Below are 18,654 nucleotides of genomic sequence, written 5' to 3'. Positions count from 1 at the left end.
AAAGCAATGAGTGCACAAAATACCGTGAAACCGGATGCCGACGACATTGCTGCTTCTGCGAGGGCGGCGGCCAAGGGGCGCGGTCTGCCGCCGGTGGACGAATGGGATCCGCCCGACCGGGGCGATCTGGACATGCGTATCGCGCGCGACGGCACCTGGTTCTACCTCGGAACGCCGATCAACCGGCCGGAACTCGTCCGCCTGTTCTCGACGATCCTGCGGCGCGATGGGGATCGCCACGTTCTGGTCACGCCCGTCGAAAAGGTCGGCATCACGGTCGAGGACGCGCCCTTCGTCGCCGTCGACTTCGAGGCCGAGGGCACGGGCGAGGCGCAGGTGCTGCGATTCTCGACCAATGTGGGCGATGTCACCGAGGCCGGGCCGGACCGGCCCATCCGCGTCGAGCGCGATGCCGAGACGGGCGAGCCCTCGCCCTACGTGCTGGTGCGGGGGCGGCTCGAGGCACTGATCGACCGCAAGAGCTTCTATCGTCTGGTGGAACGGGGCGAGCATCGCGACCACGAGGGAGAGCGCTGGTTCGGACTCTGGTCGGGGGGCAGGTTCTTTCCCATCATCCCTTCGGACCAGTTGACAGAGGATTAGCGCGCGGCCTTTTCTGGACGTCCCGCACCGGAGTTCGCCTTGCCCAGATTTTGCGCCAACCTCTCTTTCCTCTGGAAGGATCTGCCGCTGCCCGCGCGGATCTCGGCGGCGGCCGAGGCAGGATTCTCGGGGGTCGAGATCCTGTTTCCCTATGACGACCCCGTGCCGGAGGTGCGCGATGCGCTGGCCCGGACGGGTCTGCCGTTGGTGCTGATCAACTGCCCGCCTCCGAACTATGCCGGCGGGGACAGGGGCTTTGCGGCGGTCCCGGGACTGGGCGGCCGGTTCCGCAGCGATTTCCTCCGCGCCCTGCGATACGCCCGGGCGCTCGGGGTCGAGCATCTGCACATCATGTCCGGTGCGGCCGAGGGAGCCGAGGCCGAGGCCTGTCTCGTCGACAACCTGGCCTGGGCCTGCGCCGAGGCGCCCGGGCAGAGCCTGACCATCGAGCCGATCAACGGCGCGGACATGCCGGGCTATTTCATGAATGATTTCGACCTGGCGCTGCGCGTGATCGACAGGGTCGGCGCCGCGAACCTCGGCCTGCAATTCGACGCCTATCACGCGCACCGGATCACCGGCGATCTGCTTGGCACCTGGGCAAGGGCGGCGCCCCGGGTCCGGCACGTTCAGTTCGCCGACCATCCCGGCCGGCATGAGCCGGGGACGGGCGAGGTGGATCTGGGCGCGTTCTTCGAGCGCCTGGATGCGGACGGCTTTGCGGGATGGGTCAGTGCGGAATACGTGCCGTCGTCCAGTCCGGAGGCTTCCCTCGGTTGGATGGGGTCTGCCGATTCCTCCTGACACGAGGCTGTCAGGAGGGGTATGTCATAGCTGAGCCATCGCAACCTGATGGAGTGACTGACATGACTGAACGCCTGACCACCGTATGGACCGAGATACCCGTGAAAGATCTGGATCGCGGCATCGCCTTCTATTCCACCGTCTTCGACTGGACGATGTCCAGGGAAGAGGCCGGCCCGAATGCCGTCGCCAATTTCAGCAGCGACATGGGCGGCGTGCACGGGCACCTCTACCCGGGGCGCCCGGCGGAGGCGGGCGCGGGTCCGACCATCCACATCGCGGTGCCGGACACGCTGGCCGCGGCCTCGGACCGGCTGAAAAGCGCGGGCGGCAGGATGGTCGCGGGGCCGATTTCGATCCCCGTCGGCAGCTTTCTCTACTGCGAGGACCCCGACGGCAACTCCATCGGGCTCTTCGAGGCGACGGCCGCCTGATGCGCCGGGCCGACCGTCTCTTTCAGATCGTCCAGTTTCTCAGGGGCGGTCGGCTTGTCACGGCGGCGCAACTGGCGGCGAAACTCGAGGTCTCGGAACGGACGATCTATCGCGACATCGCCGATCTCATCGGCTCCGGCGTGCCCGTCGAGGGAGAGGCCGGGGTCGGCTACGTGATGCGCGGCGGGTACGACCTGCCGCCCCTGATGTTCTCGCAGGACGAGATCGTGGCGCTGGTGGCCGGCGCCCGGCTGATCCGCGCCTGGGGTGGTCTGTCGATGGCGGCCGCGGCGGAAGAGGCGTTGGTCAAGATCAATTCGGTCCTGCCGGCACCGGCCCGGGACCGGTCCGAGCGGGTGCAGATCCACGCCTTTCCCTTCAGCCAGATGAGCGATGTCGTGCGCGACCGGCTGGACCGGATCGAGGCGGCGATCCACGCGCGCGCCCGCCTGATCGTCCATTACGCCAAGGAAAGCGGCGTGGCCGAGGATCGCTGTCTTCGGCCGCTGGGTCTCTATTTCTGGGGCAAGGTCTGGACGCTGGTGGCGTGGTGCGAGCTGCGCGAGGATTTCCGCAGTTTCCGCGTGGACCGGATGACGCGCATGGAGGTGGGCGACCCGTTCCGCGAAGAGCGCGACAAGAGTCTCAAGGCCTATTATGATACGCAGCGGCTCCACGGAGACCACCCGCCGCACTGATCCGGCAGTCAGTGACCGATGGCGGGAATGCCCTCGCAGGCGGCCTCGGGGGGTTCGACCTCGATCGTCGAGTGATGGATCGCGAACCGGTCGATCAGCATCGCCTTGAGCGACTGCCGGACCGCATCGCTCCGGGGACCGCACTGGACCACATGCGCCTCGAGCGCGGTTTCATGCTCCTGCATGCGCCACAGATGCAGGTGGTGGACATCCTCGACGCCGGGCATCGCGCGCATCGCCTCGAGCACCTCCTCGGCATGGGGCGTGCCGGGGCTGCCGAGCATCAGGATGCGGATGGCGGGCATGACCTCGGACGCCGCGTGCCAGAGAATGTAGGCGGCGATCAGCAGGGTGACGATCGGATCGATCAGCCGCCAGTCGTAGAGCAGGACCAGCGTGCCGGCGAAGATCACGCCGATCGAGCCCAGGGCATCGGCCAGATTGTGCAGGAAGGCCGCGCGGATGTTCATGCTGTCGCGCGCCATGCGAAAGGTCAGCCAGGCGGTCACTGCATCCACGATCAGAGCGAGGGTCGCGACGATGACCACGACCCAGCCCGCGATCGGTTGCGGATCGAGCATCCGCATCACGCCCTCGGCGGCGAGCCAGACCGAGAGAACGATCAGGGTGGTGTAGTTGATCAGGGCGGCGACCACCTCGGCCCGCCCGTAGCCGAAGGTCATCTCTGCATCGGCGGGGCGGCGCGCGATCCGGCGGGCGACCAGCGCGAGGACCAGGGATATCGCGTCGGAGAGGTTGTGGATCGCGTCGGCGATGAGCGCGAGGGAGCCGGAGATCAGACCGGCGACGATCTGGGCCAGGGTCAGCCCGATGTTGATCCCGGTGGCGATCCACAGCCTCTTGCCGCCCGCATCGACGGGCAGATGATGATGGTGGTGATCATGTGGCATGGCCGGTTGGTCTCATCTGGCGTCCCTCTCTTCAAGGTGCCGCAGCGCGGCCGCCTCAGGCGGTTGCCTTGCCCGCGGCCTCGACCTGGTTGCCGGACCGAAGCCCAGCGGCGGCGGCCGCGACGAGGGCGCGGAAGAGGGCGCGCTGGCGCCGGGCGTAGAACAGATGCTCGGGATGCCACTGCACGCCGAGGGCGAAGGGATCCCGCGTTCGTTCGATGGCCTGGATCATCCCGCCCGTGTCCCGCGCCGCGACGCGCAGTCCGCTGCCCAGCTCGCGCACGGCCTGGGAATGCAGGGCGTTGACCTTCATCTCCTCCGGTCCCGTCAGCGCGAGCAGCCGGGTGTGGGATAGGACGCGCACCGTCTTGCGCGGGAGGATGGTGCGGTACCTGCGGCTGTCCTCGTGCGTGGCATAGGCGTCCTGGTCCAGCGTGCCGCCGAGGGCCACGTTGATCATCTGCGCGCCGCGGCAGATGCCCAGAACCGGCTTGCCCTGTGCCTGCGCCTCGGTCACGAGGCGCCGCTCGAGCGCATCGCGGGCGGGGTCGAGGCGGGCGGAGGCGACGAGCTCTCCACCGTAGAGGTCGGGCGATATGTCGTCCCCGCCGCCGATGACCAGCCCGTCTATCCCGCCGACATCCGACGGACGCCCCGCGCCCCACCTCTGCGCGCGACCGCCGGCGAGCCAGATGTTCAGGGCGACCAGCGGAAAGATGCGCCAGCCGGAGCGGTTCGAGGTCGTGACGCCGATGAGCGGGCGGGTCATGCCGACACCCCGGATGCCATCAGACCGGACGCGGCCAGAACCTCGCCGCAGCGCCGGGCCCACTTGTGGCGGATGAGTGTCAGCTTTCCGTGCGCCTCCTGCCATTCGGTCATCAGCCGGACCATCAGCCGGTCGTCCTCGGCGACCTGCTCGACAAGGCGCCAGCGGTCCCATTCCTGCCGGAGCGTCCAGTCCGGATCGTCGATCAGGCAGTCCGGAAGCCGGAAGTGAAAGGCCGGGCGGGCCGAGACCGCGTCGCCCTTGAGCGCCTTCTCGACGCGGTCCGGAGCGAGCCAGGCGAAGATCGGCAGCATGTCCAGGCCGTAGTTCCGGCTGGCGGCGTGCTGCAGGTAGATCTCGAGCGCGGCATCCGGGCTGACGAAGCCGGCGTCGCAGAGATGCGCGACAAGGGCCGTCGGGTAGGGATCGGTAAAGGGCAGAACCTCGCGGCTGAGGTCGATGGGCCGCACCTCGCGCATCCAGTCCTCGATCAAAGCATAGGCCATCAGGGGGCGGGTGATCGATCGTGCATCCTGCCCGGCGAGCGCCGGGTTCAGATGCACGCCGAACCCGTAGGTCAGCCCCTTGCGACTGCCTTCGGCGCCCGCTTCGCGGAGGGCGGTGCGCAGGGCCTCGAGCCGGAAGAGCTGTTCGCGGTCCAGCGGTTCGGAGACGATCTCGACGGGAATGACCTCGCGGCCGATGTCGAGGCCGAGGCGCTTGATCGGGGTGTCCCTGGCGTGGCGCAGCGCGGTATCGAGGTAGATGTCGAGGCGGCCCAGCTCGCTGTCGGGAACGCTCCAGACATGCGCGTCCTGCCGGCTGGGCGAGCCGCCGAGTGTCCGGGCGGCCAGCGTGGCAGCCTCTTCGGCCGTCAGGCCGGAAAATTCGATCTCCACGCCGGTCAGGCGCGGGTCCCCGTCGTCGGTCCGGTCCCGGGGCAGTTGCGGAAAGGACTGCTGCGTCATGGTTTCCCCTTGCTGTCGGGGGATCAACCGTCCCAACGCCGGGCGGTTCCCGTGACGCGGCGGCGCGCGCCGCTGGCGCGCACGACATCATTTAGGGAAGGGCGCTGCCCTTCTGCGGCGAAGCGGGGCTTCGCCGCATTCATCCCGGGATACTTGCCGGACCAAAGAAGGGTTATTGCAGGCCGGACTCCGCGGCAATCTCGGCGGCGATCCGGGCGCGGGATTTCCTTTCGCGTTCGGTCGCGGACTTGAGCTGGCCGCAGGCGGCCATGATGTCCTCGCCGCGCGGGGTGCGGATGGGTGAGGCGTAACCGGCCTTGTGGACGATATCCGCGAAGCTTTCGATCCGCGACCAGTCCGAGCGTTCGTAGGGGGCGCCGGGCCATTCGTTGAACGGGATCAGGTTGATCTTGGCCGGGATGCCGGAGATCAGTTTCACGAGGCGGCGGGCGTCGGCGTCGCTGTCGTTCACGTCCTTCAGCATGACGTATTCGAAGGTGATGCGTTCGGAGTTCGACAGGCGCGGATAGTCGCGGAGCGCGGTCAGCAGCGTCTCGATGTTCCAGCGCTTGTTGATCGGGACCAGCCGGTCGCGCACTTCGTCCGTGGTGGCGTGAAAGCTGACCGCGAGAAGGCAGCCGATCTCTTCGGCGCATCGCGCGATCTCGGGGACGACGCCGGAGGTGGAGAGCGTGATGCGGCGGCGCGAGAGGGAGATGCCCTCGCCGTCCATGGCGATCTTCATGGCGTCGCGCACGTTGTCGAAATTGTAGAGCGGCTCGCCCATGCCCATGAGGACGATGTTGGAGAGCAGTCTCTCCTCCCGCTTGGGCGCGCCGGGCACCGGCCATTCCCCGAGATCGTCGCGGGCCACCATGATCTGGCCGACGATCTCGTCGGCGGAGAGGTTGCGCACCAGCCGCTGCGTGCCGGTATGGCAGAAGGAGCAGGTGAGCGTGCAGCCGACCTGGCTGGAGATGCAGAGCGTGCCGCGATCGGCCTCGGGGATGTAGACAGTCTCGACCTCGTGACCACCGGCGATGCGCATCAGGTACTTGCGGGTGCCGTCGGCAGAGACCTGTTTCGACACCATCTCGGGGAGGTCGATGCGGAAGGTCTCGGTCAGTTTTCCGCGGTAGTCCCGGGCGAGGTTGGTCATCTGGGAAAAGTCGCGCACGCCCCAATGGTAAATCCACTGCCAGACCTGGTTGACGCGCATCCTGGCCTGCTTTTCGGGCGTGCCCATGTCGATCAGAGCCTGGCGCAATGCCTCGCGCGTGAGGCCGACGATATTCGGCTTTCCCCCGGGCTGTTTCCGGGGGATCGTCATCACGTCCTGCGTGATCGGCGTCTGCGGCGCGTCGGTCATGGGCTCGGCTCCTGGGCGAAGCCTAGCCCTATAGTGGATTCGGGGCGGTTTGAAAACTCCCCCGGATCACGGATGCGCTACTGGCAGCGGCTCTGCGCCTCGGTCACGGCAGCGGTGTAGCCGGTGAGCGAGAAGGTGTCCTTGGTGGTCGTCCCGCGCGAGGAGCGGCCGGTGACGATCGCGCTGGCGCCGGCCTTCATGGCCGCGACGATCCGCGCATCCTGGGACTTGTTCTCGGGCCAGGCCCATTCGCCCTGGGTGATCAGTTCGAATTCGGTGCCGTCGACGTTCAGGTTCACGGTCGAGCCGTTGGCGAAGGGATAGCCGCCGGTGAAGGTGACCTGAGCCTCGACGCCCGCGCCGGGGCGGAAGAAGGTCATCAGCAGCATCTGCGACCGGGTCACCGTGACCACGCGGCCGTCCTTGGTATTGACCGTTTCCTTCGGGGCCGCGACGGCCCAGCACTCCTTGGGGTCGGCATCTTCGTACACCGCCCAGTCTTCCTGTTCGCTGACGATGTTCTCGCTGACCTGCTGTGCGAATGCGGGCGTGGCGACACCTCCGCCCAATCCGATCACGGCAGCCGCGGTCAGACCCAACACTTCACGGGAAATCATATCTCCAGCCTCCAAGCCGTCCTTGCCTCTGTCATGCTCATCCCGCCTTTGCGGACGTGTTCAGAGCTTTTGTTCTTCGACATTGCTACAATAGTCGGAAATCTGCCAATGACGAAAGAGCGAGTGGCGGGATTTTGCAGAGAAGGAGATCAGATGTCGAGTGCGGTGGAGCTTGCGCAGGTCTGGCGCGGAGAGGTTCTGGAGAGCGTGCATCACGGGCACGCGGTGATCTGCGATTCGTCCGGCGGGATCGTCGAGGCCTGGGGGGATCCGGACCTCGTCATGCTGCCGCGGTCGTCCTGCAAGATGATCCAGGCCCTGCCACTGGTGGAAAGCGGGGCGGGGCTGACGGACAGCCAGCTCGCGCTGGCCTGTGCGTCGCATTCCGGCGCCTCGCTGCACACCGGAATGGCCGGTGCCTGGCTGGAGGAGATCGGTCTGGGCGAGCCCGATCTGCGCTGCGGCTCGCACATGCCGAAGGACGAGGAGGCGCATCATCGCCTGATCCGTGCCGGGGCCGAGCCCTGCCAGTTGCACAACAACTGCTCGGGAAAGCACGTGGGCTTTCTGATGCTGAACCAGCGGCTCAAGGGGGATGCGGATTATGTCGAGCCGGATCACCCGGTCCAGCTGGCCGTGCGCGCCGCCTTCGAGGAGGTGACCGGAGCCGAGAGTCCCGGCTACGGGATCGACGGCTGCTCGGCCCCGAATTTCGCCACGACGCTGGCGGGGCTGGGGCGGGCGATGGCCTTCTTTGCCAATGCGCACCGGGCGTCGGGGGCGCGGGCCGGGGCCGCTGCGCGGCTGGTCGCCGCCATGGCGCGGCATCCGGTCCTGGTGGCGGGCGAGGGGCGGGCCTGCACCGATCTGATGCGCGCCATGGAGGGGCGCGTCGCGATCAAGACCGGGGCCGAGGCGGTCTATGTCGCGATTCTGCCCGAGGCCGGGCTGGGGGTGGCGCTCAAGGTGATGGACGGCGCGACGCGGGCGGCGGAATGCGCCATCGCCGCGATCCTGATCCGGCTCGGCGTTCTGTCGGCGGAGCATCCGGCGGTGGAGAAGTACTGGAACGCCCCGCTCGTCAATTGCCGCGGGCGCCGGGCGGCGTGGATCAGGCCGGGCACGGGCCTGGCCTGATCCGAGCGGTCAGTCGGTGCTGCTGAGGCCCTCGGGCTGGCCGACGACCACGAAGCGCAGAGCGTCGGGATCGAGATACCGGCGCGCCACGTCGTTCACCTGGTCCAGCGTGACCGCCTCGACCCGGTCGTTGCGGGTCGCCGGATAGTCGAGCGGCATTCCTTCGATCTGCATGCCGGTGATGATGTTGGCGATCCGGCCGTTGCCGTCGAACCGCAGGGGGTAGGCCCCGGTCAGGTACTTCTTGGCGGCCTCCAGTTCTTCCGCGGTGACGCCGTTTTCCGAGATCTCGGCCCATTGGGCCCTGATCACCTCGATCGCATCGGCGACCCGATTGTTCGCCGACTGGACCTGGCCCATCCAGAGATCGGCATGATCCTTGTCGACGAGAAAGCTGTAGACGCCATAGGTCAGGCCGCGCTTTTCACGGACCTCGGTCATCAGGCGGCTTTCGAAACCGCCGCCGCCGAGGATCGTGTTCAGCAGGTAGGCGGCGAAGAAGTCGTCGCTTTCCCGGTCCACGCCGGCATGGCCGAAGAGCGCGACGGATTGCGGCGTATCGAAGGGCACGACGGTGGTTCCGCCGGTCAGCGCGGGCTCGATATCGCGGGGAAGGGGCGCGCCGGTCTCTGGCAGATCGCCCAACAGATCGTCCAGAAGGGTGGCAAGCTCTTCGGGTGTGATGTCGCCGACGGCACCGATGTAGATGCGGTCGCGGGCCATCGCATCCGCATGCGCCTGGAGGATGTCCCCGCGCGTCAGGGACGAGACGCTGTCGACCGTGCCGTTGCTGTCGGTGCCATAGGGGTGATCGCCGAAGGCCCGCGATTCGAAGGCCCGGCCGGCGATGTCGTTCGGGTCCTTGGCATCCGAGCGGATGATCGAGAGGACCTGACTGCGCACCCGGTCGATGGCCTCCTGGTCGAAGCGGGGAGAGACGAGCGTTTCGCGCAGGAGCGCCACCGCTTCGTCGCGGTTCTCGGTCAGGAACTTGGCCGAGACGCTGACGGTGTCGTCGCCGGCGTCGTAGCTGAACGATGCGGCCAGCTCTTCCTTTGCCCGGGTGAAGGCGAGCGCGTCCATTTCGCCGGCGCCCTCTTCCAGCGTCGCGGTCATGAGATTCACGGCCCCGCGCTTGCCGGGCCGGTCGAGCGACGTGCCCCCGCGGAACCAGATCTCGAGGGCGGTGAAGGGGATCGAATGCTCTTCGACAAGCCAGGCGGTGAGCCCGCCGGGTGTCTTCACCTCCTGGATGTCCACTCCGGCCCGCGCGGGAAGCGTGAGCGCGAGGGAGACCAGGGTGGCCAGCAGGATACGGATCATTGGCTCACCTCGTTTGCAGGCTGCGTTTCGTTCGCGTCGGCAGAGGGTTCATCCCGTGCCGGGGCCCGGAGATAGCCGGTGACGGCGCGGTCCCGGTCCAGTACTTCGCGGGCGGCGGTCAGGATGTCGGCTTCGGTCACCTCCTGCAGGATGTCGGGCCAGGCCTGGATGTCTTCGATCGTGAGTCCCTGGGTCAGGCCCGAGCCATAGCGGCGGGCCATGCTTTCGACGTTGTCGCGCGCGTAGACCTGTCCCGCGCGGATCTGCATCTTGATGCGTTCGAGCTGCGCCTCGTCGACGCCTTCGTCCAGGAACCGGTCCAGCGTCTCGTCCATCGCCCGTTCCGCTTCCTCGAGGGACACACCCTCGGCCGGGACGACATAGACGCCGAACGTCGTGTCATCGAGCGACTGTCCGCGATACCAGGCCGATGTGTAGACCGCTTTTTTCTGCTCGAAAGTCAGTTTCTCGGTGAGATAGCCGGTCTGGCCGCCGCCGAGGATGTCGGCAAGGATGACCAGCGCGGCGGCGGTCTTCTGGTCGCCGGGATCGCGTTCCGGGGCAAGATAGCTGCGGCTGACATAGGGTTGGGCGACGCGCGGGTCCTCGAATACCAGCCGGCGTTCGGCGGTCTGGCGCGGTTCGGCCGGGCGGTCGCGCTCTTCCGGCAGTTCGGGGTTGGCCGGAATGGGCCCGTAATGCTCTTCGGCCAGTGTCCGGACCTCATCGGGCGTCACGTCGCCCGCCACGACGAGGATCGCATTGTTCGGCGCGTAGAACGTCCGGTAGTAGTCCATTGCGTCGTCGAGGCCGAGCTGCTCCATCTCGTGCCGCCAGCCGATGACCGGCACGCCGTAGCGGTGGTTCAGATACTGGGCGGCCATGGCCTGTTCGCGGAACAGGGACTGGGGCGAATTCTCGACCCGCTGGTTCCGCTCTTCGATGATGACTTCGCGTTCGGTCAGGATGTCGGTTTCGGTCAGGCGGATATTGCGCATCCGGTCCGCCTCCATCGACATCATGAGACCGAGCCTGTCGGCCGCGACGCGCTGGTAATAGCCGGTGTAATCGTGGCTGGTGAAGGCGTTGTCGGTCCCGCCGTTCTCGGCGACCGTCTTGGACAGCTCACCCGGCGCCAGATCGTCCGTACCCTTGAAGAGCAGGTGTTCGAGGAAATGCGCCACGCCCGAGACGCCGGGCGTCTCGTCCGCGGCTCCGGCCCTGTACCAGACCATGTGGACGACGACGGGGGCGCGATGGTCCTCGATCACGACGACCTGCATTCCGTTGCCGAGGGTGAAGTCGGTGACGAGATCCTCGGCCGCCTGCGCCGAGGGTGCCGCCAGTAGGAGAAGGGCCAGGACGGTCTTGAGTATCCGGGCCGGAGAGAAGAGAGACATCGGCGTTCCTTTTTATCCGAACCGGCCGTGCGGGACGGTTCAGTTCCAGTTGCCGGGGAAGATAAGCGAAAGGCCCGTGTTCGCAACACGGGCCCCGGTGGATGACGGATGTTTGACGCCCGCGTGAGGCCGTCAGCGTTCGGGCGGCGCCGAGGGGGTCTGGGCGCCGGCGCGCCGCCAGATCCATTTGACCGACTGGGAATCCAGCGTCTGGTTGTCGTAGGCGCGGTAGTATTCGTCCCCGCCGAAGATCCGGAACCGGGCGAACCGGTGCTTCCTGCGGCGCAGTTCCTCGTCTTCCTGCGCCAGTTTCTGGCGGATCGTCGAATCGACGCCGCGGCGCGAGGCCGCGCTCACCAGCGCCCCGTCGGCAGCGGCGATGCCGCGGTCCTCAAGCGCCGAGGGATTGCCGCCCAGGGCGGCGACGGCGTCGGCGATCGGCTGCTGGTCGGTGCGGTTCGCTCCGCCGGGGGTGGGCGGCGGCAGTTCGACGAAGCTCGGCGGTGTCTCGAGCGGCTTGCCCGGAACGATGGTGAATTCCTCCGGCCCGTTCGAGGTATTGCGAATCTTCCGCAGCGTGAAGTCACGATCGACACCCCCACAGGCCGCAAGGCCCGTGCAGGCTATAAGGATCAGCGGCAACGCAAAGCGTCTTGTCGCCGACATGGCAGTCCCCCTAGGCAGTCTGGGAACAAGGTCTACCGCATCTTGTGGTGGAGGTCACGTGCCTTTCTCGCCCGGCAGAAGGACGAGCACGGCCGCGCCGACGAAGATCGCCATGTCGGCCACGTTGAAGGCAAAGGGGTTGTCGATTCCGCAGCAGGAGACGTTCAGGAAATCGGCCACGGCGCCGTAGAGAAGCCGGTCGATGACGTTCCCGATCGCGCCGCCGACCAGCAGGCCGGTCGCGACCAGTCCGGCGCGCCGGGGCCTTTCGCGATACGCCCAGTAGAGCACCCCGACCGAGATCAGCAGGGCAACGGCGATCAGGATCCACCGGGACGACGCGGCGCCCTCGGCAAAGAGGCCGAAGTTGATGCCGGTGTTCCAGGCCATCCGCAGCGTCAGGAGAGGCGGGTAGACCTCGATGGTGCCGCGCTCGGCCAGGTTCATGGCATGAACGACGAGGTACTTGGTGGCCTGGTCGATCAAAAAGGCCCAGAAGGCGGTCCAGTAGACGATGCGCATTGTTCTGGCCGTTCAGTGCCGGAAATGCCGCATGCCGGTGAGAACCATGGCCAGCCCGGCGTCGTCGGCCGCGCGGATCACCTCGTCATCGCGCATGGAACCGCCCGGCTGGATCACCGCGGTCGCCCCCGCCTCGGCCGCGGCGAGAAGACCGTCGGGGAACGGAAAGAAGGCGTCCGAGGCCACCACCGACCCCTTGGCCGGCGTTTCGGCAAGACCGAGCTCGTCCGCCATGCGCTGCGCCTTGTGGGCGGCGATGGTCGAGCTGTCGACGCGGCTCATCTGGCCGGCGCCGATCCCCACGGTCTTGCCGTCCCTGGCGTAGACGATGGCATTCGACTTGACGTGCTTGGCCACGGTCCAGGCAAAGAGCAGGTCGGCCATCTCCTTCTCCGAAGGCCGGCGCGTCGTCACGACCCTGAGGTCGTCCATGTCGATGCGTCCGTTGTCCTTGTCCTGCACCAGAAGCCCGCCCGAGACCTGACGGAGCGTCAGGGTCGCCGTGGCCGGATCGGCGAGGCCGTCCGTCGTCAGCAGACGCAGGTTCTTCTTGCGGGAAAAGACCCGTTTCGCGGCGTCGTCCGCACCCGGGGCGATGACCACCTCGGTAAAGATCTGCGCGATCTCCTCGGCGGTCTCGCCGTCGAGCGGCCGGTTCAGCGCGATGATCCCGCCGAAGGCCGAGGTCCGGTCGCAGTCGAAGGCGCGCATGTAGGCCTCGCGCAGGGTGCCGCCGCGCGCCACGCCGCAGGGATTGGCATGCTTGATGATCGCGCAGGCCGGGCCATTCGCGGGAAGGAACTCCGACACCAGTTCGAAGGCCGCGTCCGTGTCGTTGATGTTGTTGTACGACAGTTCCTTGCCCTGATGCTGTTCGGCGGTCGAGACCCCGGGCCGGGCGGTGCCGTCGGTGTAGAAAGCCGCCGTCTGATGCGGGTTCTCGCCATAGCGCAGCGTCTGGGCGAGGGTGCCCGCGAAGACGCGGCGGCGGGGCGCCGGTTCCCCGATCGCGGCGGCCATCCAGGTCGAGACGGCGGCGTCGTAGGCCCCGGTGCGGGCATAGGCGATCTGGGCCAGGCGCTTGCGGAAGGCCAGCGAGGTGCGGCCTTCGTTGACCTTCAGTTCGTCGATCAGGAGGCCGTAGTCGCCGACATCGACCACCGTGGTGACGAAGGCGTGGTTCTTGGCCGCGGCGCGGATCATGGCCGGTCCGCCGATGTCGATGTTCTCGATGCAGGTATCGTAATCCGCGCCCTTCGCGACGGTTTCCTCGAACGGGTAGAGGTTGACGATCAGCAGGTCGATTCCCTCGATCCCGTGATCCTCCATCGCTGCGACGTGGCTCTCGTTGTCGCGCAGTGCCAGCAGCCCGCCGTGCACCTTGGGATGCAGGGTCTTGACGCGTCCGTCCATCATTTCGGGAAAGCCCGTCACCTCGGCGACGTCGGTGACCTCCAGCCCGGCCTCTCTCAGGAGGCCGGCGCTGCCTCCGGTGGACAGGAGCTGGACGCCCATGTCGGCCAGTTCCCTTGCAAGATCGACGAGGCCGGTCTTGTCGGAAACCGAGATCAAGGCGCGGCGGACGGGGTGGAGGTCGGTCATCTGGTTTGGTGATCCCTTGTCAACGGTCGGTCGCCGCATCCATCCCGTCGCGATGCAGATCGCGGATCGAGATCGGCGTGTCATGCGCCTTGGAGAGCGACCAGCGCACGCGGCTGGCGTGATCCCGGGCGATGGACGACAGCACGATCTGGGTGGTCGCACGCGGCTTGAGGCGGTTCTTCTCCAGAAAGACGGAAGGTTCAAGGCGCATTTCGCCGCCTCCGTCGTGCCGGAAGACCCAGATCTCGCCCGACTTCAGCGCCAACGAGACGGCCACGCCCCCCATGTCGAGCTGCGCTTCCACATCGGGATGCAGGTGAAACCGCACCTGATAGGCGATGCCCTCGGCGGCGTCGCGCGCCAGAATCGCGTCGAAGCGGCGCTTTTCGTCGTCCTCCATCGCGATCAGGAGATCCTCGCCCGCCACGGCGCGCCCGTCGCCCGTCAGCTCCAGCGTGCGGGCGTGGGTGAGGCCGTGGGATTTGACATAGCCGTCATGGCCGACCTGCAGCCGAAGCCCGTCGGGCGCCCGGGTCATCCGCACGGGCACGCGGCCGGGGCCTTCGACCAGCGGCTCGAACGCGCCTCCGCGCGTCCTGTGGCCGAGGCGGGCGCTCGACCGGCCTTCGAGGCAGAGGGTCGAGTGGCTGGGCGTCGCCCGGCCGGCACGGTGCCATTCGACACCGAAACTGACGCCGGACCCGCAATTGACGATGACGGGACGCCGCCCCGAGGTGAGTTCGAAGGCGAGGGTCGAGGCATGCGCGGCCTGGGACGAGCGCCCGGTGGGCGGCGTGGCCGCATCGACGATGACGCTCGTCCGGCCGCTCGAGAGGCGCGCGAACCCCATGGCGAGGCCGTTCGAATGACGGCGCCTGATCCCGGACTGGGCGAGAGCCTGGTCGAGCTGCCCCTCGGCCCCGCGACCGCCGCCGTGGAACCGGGCCAGCCCGCCGTCCGCGTGGCGCAGCGTGCGCAGGGTCGGGGCGATCCGTTCGATCGCCTCGGCATGGGCCGGGCCCAGCAGCAAGCCCCGGTCGGTGAGGGCCGCATCGGCGAGGGCCAGCAGCGAGAAGACTTCCAGCAGTTCCTCGGGGTTCCGGCTGGCGATCCCGCCCTGCTCGTCGATCTGATCACGGCAGGCGCGCTCCAACGCGGCGAGGGCCGGGCCGGCGTGGCGGCGCATGCCCTCGAGCGACAGGCTCGCATGGATCAGCCCGCAGAGCGCCTCGAACCGCGGCAGCCCGGGGTCGGCGGCGCGCCAGCGGCGCGCGAGGTAGCGCGTCTGCCGGGTGAGCGCGGCGAGGTAGCCCTGGTGTGCCGACCTGTCCTGCCCGCGCAGGACGAAGAGTGCGTGCTGGATGCAACGGATCAGGCGCCGACCGGTCAGGTCGGGCGTCCAGCCGGGACCGGCGCCTCGGCCGAACCGTGCGATCCAGTCGCCGACCCATTTCTGCGCCCGCTGGCGGGTGGTTGCATCCGCGACCGCGGCAAGGTCGTCGAGCCAGGCAAAGCCGTGCAGTTCGGCCGCGAAGGCCGGGTCCGGGGGGCGGATCGCCCAGATGTCGCCGCCCGGGTCTTCGACCAGATGGCCCGCGAACATGAAGTTGCCCGCCACCAGTTGCCGGCCCCGTGCAAAGCTGCCGACGCTGCGCGGTTCGGGCTGAGAGACGAATCCTCCGGAGGGTCGCGCCAGCGCCGACCAGCGCGCCACGACCCGGTCCATGAGACGGGGGGCGCTGCTGACCTTTGGGATGCTGTCCGACATTCTCTGCCTGTTCTCTGCGCTCGGGTGCGTGCCGGGGCCGACCTTATCGCCGCCCCCCGGCAAGGTCACCGGAAAATCCGGGTCACGCCGGTTTGCGAAGCATGGCGATGTAGAAGCCGTCCATTCCGCCCAGCCCGGCCCAGTGGTCCGGCCGCAGGCGGAGGCCGCCCTCCTGGGTGATCCAGTCCGCCTCGAGGCCGGGCAGGTCGAGATCGGCGGGATCTGTGGACAGACCGGGGTGCCGGGCCAGGGCCTCTGCGACCTGGACCTCGCCCTCGTCCGGAATGAGCGAGCAGGTGCAGAACACGAGCCGCCCGCCGGGGCGCAGCAGCGACAGGGCATGGTCGATCAGGCCGGACTGCAGGGCGATCAGGTCGCCGATCCTGCTGCCGTCCTGGGCGTGGGGCAGGTCGGGATGCCGTCGGATCGTGCCGGTGGCCGAACAGGGTGCATCGAGGAGGATGGCGTCCCAGCCGGTCCGGTCGAAGTCCAGCGCATCAGCCACGACGATCTCGGCCCCGAGCCCGGTGCGGGCGAGATTCTCGGTGATCCGCTCGGTGCGCGCGGCCGAGATGTCGAGCGCCGTCACCTCGGCGCCCGCGGCCGCCAGCTGCAGGGTCTTGCCCCCCGGCGCGGCGCACATGTCGAGCACCTTTTCGCCCGGGCGCGCGCCCAGCAGGCGTGCCGGGATGGCGGCGGCCGCGTCCTGCACCCACCATTCGCCCGCGTCGAACCCCTCGAGCCTCGAGACCTGAACGGGCCTGTCTATCCTCAGGTTGCCGGTCGGGAGGACCCTGGCCTCGAGCCGCTGGGCCATGTCGGCGGCGGCGGAGGGGTCGCGCGGCGTCAGGTCGAGCGGGGCGCCCCGGGCATGCGCGGCTTCCATCGCGACGACGCCGGCTTCGCCCCAGGCCATGACGAGCGGCGCGCGCAGCCAGTCGGGCAGGGGCGACGGCGGCAGATCCGGCCAGCGCGAAGGGGCCGTCGCGGCGACCTTGCGCAGGACGGCGTTCGTCATGCCCTTCAGCCGGTTGTGGCGGGGCATCGCGGCAACATGGGTCACTGCCGAATTGACCACGCCATGCGCCGCCTCGCTTGTGGCCAGCTCGTAGGTCGCGATGCGGAGGGTGATCAGCACCGGAAGGGGCGGCATGTGAGAGAGATGCTCGGCCAGGAGCGTGTCGAGCCGGCCGAGGTGCCGCAGCGTCTCGGTCGCGAGACGCTGGGCGCGGGCGCGGTCGGCGGGATCGAACCGGCCGAGCGGCCCCGTCCGCCCCAGCAGGTCGGCCAGGGTCTTCTGCTCATCGATAACGGAGGAGACGAGTTGATGCGCCGCGCGGCGCGGATCGGGTCGGCGTTCCGGACGCGGCTTGGCCTGCCGGTTCGACCGGTCGGGTTGGTTCGTTCCAGCGGGCCGGGCGGGGCCGCTGCGGCCGGGTCGTCCTCCCCGGTGTGGTCTTTTCCCCGACGGCGGCGTCATGGTGCTCTCCTTGCCCGTGAACAGGCGCGCGGTATATCATGGGGAGAGCAAGAAGGAAGCCCGGGATGAGCGACGACACCGTTCGGAAGGACCTGCCGCCCGCCGCGCAACGTGCGCTGGCGGAAGCGGAAGAGAGGCGGCGCGCCGCTGCGGCAGAGGCCCTGCCGCCGGAACTCGGAGGGCGCGACGGCCCGGAGCCGGTCCGCTACGGCGACTGGGAGAAAAAGGGAATCGCCGTCGATTTCTGACGGGGCGCCCGGTGGCGCCGCCGTCATGACCCCTTCACGGTGTCGTCACAGGCCCAGCACGTCCAGCATCGAATATTCGCCCGGTTCCCTGCCCTGCGCCCAGAGGGCGGCGCGCAGTGCGCCCCGGGCAAAGAGCGCCCTGTCGTCGGCGACGTGGCGCAGCGTGATCCGTTCGCCGGGGCCGGCGAAGATCACCTCGTGTTCGCCGACGATCCCGCCGCCACGGATCACGGCAAATCCGATATCACCCTTGCGCCGGGCGCCGGTGATGCCGTCGCGGCCCCGGTCCGAAACCTCGCTCAGATCGACGCCGCGGCCTCCGGCGGCGGCCTCGCCGAGCATCAGCGCCGTGCCCGAGGGGGCGTCGACCTTGCGGTTATGATGCGCTTCGACCACCTCGATGTCGTAGTCCTCGTCCAGCGCGGCGGCGACCTTCCTGACCAGCATCGTCAAAAGGTTGACCCCCAGCGACATGTTGCCGGCGCGCACGATCGCGGTCTCTTTCGCGGCATCCGCGATCGCGACCAGATCCTCGTCGCCGAACCCTGTCGTGCCGATGACATGCGCCGCGCCCGCGCGGGCGGCGGTCCGCGCGAAGGCGACGGTGGCTGCCGGCGCGGTGAAATCGAGCACGGCCTGAGCCCCGTCGAAGGCGCGGGCGGGGTCGTCCGTCACGGTGACGCCCAGCTCTCCGGTTCCGAGGCAGGTGCCGAGGTCCTGCCCGATCCAGTCGTGCCCCTGCCGTTCCACGGCGCCCGCCAGGCGCGCCCTGTCGCTTTGCCGCACCGTCTCGATCAGCATCTGTCCCATGCGCCCCGATGCGCCCGTCACGACGATCCCCGGAAGGTCACCCATCTGTTCCGCTCCTTGCTGGTTCCGCCTTGCTTATCGCCACAGCCCTGCCTTGGCAAAGGGATGGCGAAGGTCTAGATGCGGACCATGAGCAGAAACATTCACAACGACGGCCCCGGCCCCTCGCAAAGGCAGCTTCGTGTCGGCGAGACGATCCGGCGCGCGCTGTCGGAAATCCTGATGCGGGGCGATATCCACGACCCCGACCTCAACCGCCTGTCGATCACCGTGGGCGAGGTGCGCACCTCGCCCGACCTCAAGGTGGCGACCGCCTTCGTCCTGCCGCTCGGCGGTACCGGGCAGGACGTGGTGGTGGACCTGCTGGCCCGGAACAAGGGCGAACTGCGCCGAATGATCGGCAAGAAGCTCGGTCTCAAGTTCACGCCGGATCTGCGCTTCCGGGTTGACGACACGTTCGATCGCATGGACGAGACGCGACGGCTCTTCCAGCAGGACGACGTGCGGCGCGATGTCGAGGAGTAG

Annotated in this window: 20 protein-coding genes; 7 read left to right on the top strand and 13 right to left on the bottom strand. The window is 68.3% G+C overall.

The features are described from left to right. Positions 1-6: 6 nt before the first annotated feature. The 4 genes from OB2597_RS15160 (at position 7) to OB2597_RS15145 (ending at position 2,539) form a co-directional block, all read left to right on the top strand. Entirely contained in the window at positions 7-603 is a 597-nt protein-coding gene (locus tag OB2597_RS15160) for a DUF1285 domain-containing protein (RefSeq protein ID WP_009806477.1), read from the top strand. A gap of 39 nt (positions 604-642) precedes the next feature. Continuing rightward, a complete protein-coding gene (locus OB2597_RS15155) occupies positions 643-1,407 on the top strand; it encodes a hydroxypyruvate isomerase family protein (protein WP_009806476.1) in 765 nt (254 codons plus the stop codon). Positions 1,408-1,469: 62 nt separating this feature from the next. Beyond that, positions 1,470-1,841 (top strand): VOC family protein, encoded by a 372-nt coding sequence (locus OB2597_RS15150; RefSeq protein WP_009806475.1) that lies wholly within the window; start codon positions 1,470-1,472, stop codon positions 1,839-1,841. Beyond that, a complete protein-coding gene (locus tag OB2597_RS15145) occupies positions 1,841-2,539 on the top strand; it encodes a helix-turn-helix transcriptional regulator (RefSeq protein ID WP_009806474.1) in 699 nt (232 codons plus the stop codon). The genes OB2597_RS15150 and OB2597_RS15145 overlap by 1 nt, the downstream gene beginning before the upstream one ends. 8 nt (positions 2,540-2,547) lie before the next feature. Here OB2597_RS15145 and OB2597_RS15140 read toward each other — a convergent pair whose 3' ends face one another. From OB2597_RS15140 to OB2597_RS15120, 5 genes are all read right to left on the bottom strand, one after another. After that, a complete protein-coding gene (locus tag OB2597_RS15140) occupies positions 2,548-3,450 on the bottom strand; it encodes a cation diffusion facilitator family transporter (RefSeq protein WP_009806473.1) in 903 nt (300 codons plus the stop codon). A gap of 55 nt (positions 3,451-3,505) precedes the next feature. Beyond that, a complete protein-coding gene (locus OB2597_RS15135; RefSeq protein WP_009806472.1) occupies positions 3,506-4,219 on the bottom strand; it encodes a gamma-glutamyl-gamma-aminobutyrate hydrolase in 714 nt (237 codons plus the stop codon). Then, positions 4,216-5,187: an amidoligase family protein gene (locus OB2597_RS15130; protein ID WP_009806471.1), complete on the bottom strand. Its 972-nt coding sequence runs from the start codon at positions 5,185-5,187 to the stop codon at positions 4,216-4,218. The genes OB2597_RS15135 and OB2597_RS15130 overlap by 4 nt, the downstream gene beginning before the upstream one ends. 172 nt (positions 5,188-5,359) lie before the next feature. Then, on the bottom strand, positions 5,360-6,556 hold the full coding sequence (gene rlmN / locus OB2597_RS15125) for a 23S rRNA (adenine(2503)-C(2))-methyltransferase RlmN (RefSeq protein WP_009806470.1): 1,197 nt from the start codon (positions 6,554-6,556) through the stop codon (positions 5,360-5,362). 77 nt (positions 6,557-6,633) lie between these two features. After that, on the bottom strand, positions 6,634-7,173 hold the full coding sequence (locus OB2597_RS15120; protein WP_148234744.1) for an invasion associated locus B family protein: 540 nt from the start codon (positions 7,171-7,173) through the stop codon (positions 6,634-6,636). A 153-nt stretch (positions 7,174-7,326) separates the two neighbouring features. Here OB2597_RS15120 and OB2597_RS15115 point away from each other — a divergent pair, with 153 nt between their 5' ends. Further along, positions 7,327-8,310, top strand: coding sequence for an asparaginase (locus OB2597_RS15115; RefSeq protein ID WP_009806468.1), 984 nt, complete (start codon positions 7,327-7,329; stop codon positions 8,308-8,310). 9 nt (positions 8,311-8,319) lie between these two features. Here OB2597_RS15115 and OB2597_RS15110 read toward each other — a convergent pair whose 3' ends face one another. The 7 genes from OB2597_RS15110 to OB2597_RS15080 all read right to left on the bottom strand — a co-directional run bounded on the left by OB2597_RS15110 (position 8,320) and on the right by OB2597_RS15080 (position 17,071). Then, positions 8,320-9,633, bottom strand: a complete 1,314-nt coding sequence (locus tag OB2597_RS15110; RefSeq protein WP_009806467.1) for a M16 family metallopeptidase — start codon at positions 9,631-9,633, stop codon at positions 8,320-8,322. After that, the gene (locus tag OB2597_RS15105; protein WP_009806466.1) at positions 9,630-11,033 is read right to left on the bottom strand and encodes a M16 family metallopeptidase; all 1,404 of its coding nucleotides are present in this window, start codon (positions 11,031-11,033) and stop codon (positions 9,630-9,632) included. Before OB2597_RS15105 ends, OB2597_RS15110 begins: the two co-directional genes overlap by 4 nt. A gap of 132 nt (positions 11,034-11,165) precedes the next feature. Beyond that, complete coding sequence (locus OB2597_RS15100) at positions 11,166-11,699, bottom strand: DUF3035 domain-containing protein (RefSeq protein ID WP_086000835.1); 534 nt, start codon at positions 11,697-11,699, stop codon at positions 11,166-11,168. A gap of 54 nt (positions 11,700-11,753) precedes the next feature. Continuing rightward, entirely contained in the window at positions 11,754-12,221 is a 468-nt protein-coding gene (lspA, locus tag OB2597_RS15095; RefSeq protein ID WP_009806464.1) for a signal peptidase II, read from the bottom strand. Positions 12,222-12,233: 12 nt separating this feature from the next. After that, positions 12,234-13,823 (bottom strand): bifunctional phosphoribosylaminoimidazolecarboxamide formyltransferase/IMP cyclohydrolase, encoded by a 1,590-nt coding sequence (gene purH, locus OB2597_RS15090; protein WP_009806463.1) that lies wholly within the window; start codon positions 13,821-13,823, stop codon positions 12,234-12,236. Positions 13,824-13,842: 19 nt separating this feature from the next. Next, complete coding sequence (locus OB2597_RS15085) at positions 13,843-15,591, bottom strand: heparinase II/III family protein (protein ID WP_040609384.1); 1,749 nt, start codon at positions 15,589-15,591, stop codon at positions 13,843-13,845. 82 nt (positions 15,592-15,673) lie between these two features. Next, positions 15,674-17,071 carry an RsmB/NOP family class I SAM-dependent RNA methyltransferase gene (locus OB2597_RS15080; protein WP_009806461.1) on the bottom strand — a complete coding sequence of 466 codons (1,398 nt, stop codon included), beginning with the start codon at positions 17,069-17,071 and terminating at the stop codon, positions 15,674-15,676. A gap of 65 nt (positions 17,072-17,136) precedes the next feature. Here OB2597_RS15080 and OB2597_RS15075 point away from each other — a divergent pair, with 65 nt between their 5' ends. After that, positions 17,137-17,319: a DUF1674 domain-containing protein gene (locus OB2597_RS15075; RefSeq protein ID WP_009806460.1), complete on the top strand. Its 183-nt coding sequence runs from the start codon at positions 17,137-17,139 to the stop codon at positions 17,317-17,319. A gap of 45 nt (positions 17,320-17,364) precedes the next feature. Here OB2597_RS15075 and dapB read toward each other — a convergent pair whose 3' ends face one another. Continuing rightward, the gene (gene dapB / locus OB2597_RS15070; protein ID WP_009806459.1) at positions 17,365-18,174 is read right to left on the bottom strand and encodes a 4-hydroxy-tetrahydrodipicolinate reductase; all 810 of its coding nucleotides are present in this window, start codon (positions 18,172-18,174) and stop codon (positions 17,365-17,367) included. Between the two features lie 84 nt (positions 18,175-18,258). On the opposite strand from dapB, the gene rbfA reads away from it, so the two are divergent. Beyond that, a complete protein-coding gene (gene rbfA, locus OB2597_RS15065; RefSeq protein ID WP_040609835.1) occupies positions 18,259-18,654 on the top strand; it encodes a 30S ribosome-binding factor RbfA in 396 nt (131 codons plus the stop codon).

Source organism: Pseudooceanicola batsensis HTCC2597 (genome assembly GCF_000152725.1).
Classification (GTDB): Bacteria; Pseudomonadota; Alphaproteobacteria; order Rhodobacterales; family Rhodobacteraceae; genus Pseudooceanicola; species Pseudooceanicola batsensis.
The sequence above is the reverse complement of the archived record's forward strand: the minus strand, read 5'-3'. Positions and strand labels throughout refer to the sequence as shown.

Excerpts from the sequence above, each read along its gene's own strand:
- lspA (WP_009806464.1), bottom strand. The coding sequence starts at position 12,221 with ATGCGCATCGTCTACTGGACCGCCTTCTGGGCCTTTTTGATCGACCAG.
- OB2597_RS15120 (WP_148234744.1), bottom strand. The coding sequence starts at position 7,173 with ATGATTTCCCGTGAAGTGTTGGGTCTGACCGCGGCTGCCGTGATCGGA.
- OB2597_RS15135 (WP_009806472.1), bottom strand. The coding sequence starts at position 4,219 with ATGACCCGCCCGCTCATCGGCGTCACGACCTCGAACCGCTCCGGCTGG.
- OB2597_RS15110 (WP_009806467.1), bottom strand. The coding sequence starts at position 9,633 with ATGATCCGTATCCTGCTGGCCACCCTGGTCTCCCTCGCGCTCACGCTT.
- OB2597_RS15105 (WP_009806466.1), bottom strand. The coding sequence starts at position 11,033 with ATGTCTCTCTTCTCTCCGGCCCGGATACTCAAGACCGTCCTGGCCCTT.
- dapB (WP_009806459.1), bottom strand. The coding sequence starts at position 18,174 with ATGGGTGACCTTCCGGGGATCGTCGTGACGGGCGCATCGGGGCGCATG.
- OB2597_RS15115 (WP_009806468.1), top strand. The coding sequence starts at position 7,327 with ATGTCGAGTGCGGTGGAGCTTGCGCAGGTCTGGCGCGGAGAGGTTCTG.
- OB2597_RS15150 (WP_009806475.1), top strand. The coding sequence starts at position 1,470 with ATGACTGAACGCCTGACCACCGTATGGACCGAGATACCCGTGAAAGAT.
- OB2597_RS15080 (WP_009806461.1), bottom strand. The coding sequence starts at position 17,071 with ATGACGCCGCCGTCGGGGAAAAGACCACACCGGGGAGGACGACCCGGC.
- OB2597_RS15075 (WP_009806460.1), top strand. The coding sequence starts at position 17,137 with ATGAGCGACGACACCGTTCGGAAGGACCTGCCGCCCGCCGCGCAACGT.
- rbfA (WP_040609835.1), top strand. The coding sequence starts at position 18,259 with ATGAGCAGAAACATTCACAACGACGGCCCCGGCCCCTCGCAAAGGCAG.
- OB2597_RS15140 (WP_009806473.1), bottom strand. The coding sequence starts at position 3,450 with ATGCCACATGATCACCACCATCATCATCTGCCCGTCGATGCGGGCGGC.
- rlmN (WP_009806470.1), bottom strand. The coding sequence starts at position 6,556 with ATGACCGACGCGCCGCAGACGCCGATCACGCAGGACGTGATGACGATC.
- OB2597_RS15145 (WP_009806474.1), top strand. The coding sequence starts at position 1,841 with ATGCGCCGGGCCGACCGTCTCTTTCAGATCGTCCAGTTTCTCAGGGGC.
- OB2597_RS15085 (WP_040609384.1), bottom strand. The coding sequence starts at position 15,591 with ATGTCGGACAGCATCCCAAAGGTCAGCAGCGCCCCCCGTCTCATGGAC.
- OB2597_RS15160 (WP_009806477.1), top strand. The coding sequence starts at position 7 with ATGAGTGCACAAAATACCGTGAAACCGGATGCCGACGACATTGCTGCT.
- OB2597_RS15100 (WP_086000835.1), bottom strand. The coding sequence starts at position 11,699 with ATGTCGGCGACAAGACGCTTTGCGTTGCCGCTGATCCTTATAGCCTGC.
- purH (WP_009806463.1), bottom strand. The coding sequence starts at position 13,823 with ATGACCGACCTCCACCCCGTCCGCCGCGCCTTGATCTCGGTTTCCGAC.
- OB2597_RS15130 (WP_009806471.1), bottom strand. The coding sequence starts at position 5,187 with ATGACGCAGCAGTCCTTTCCGCAACTGCCCCGGGACCGGACCGACGAC.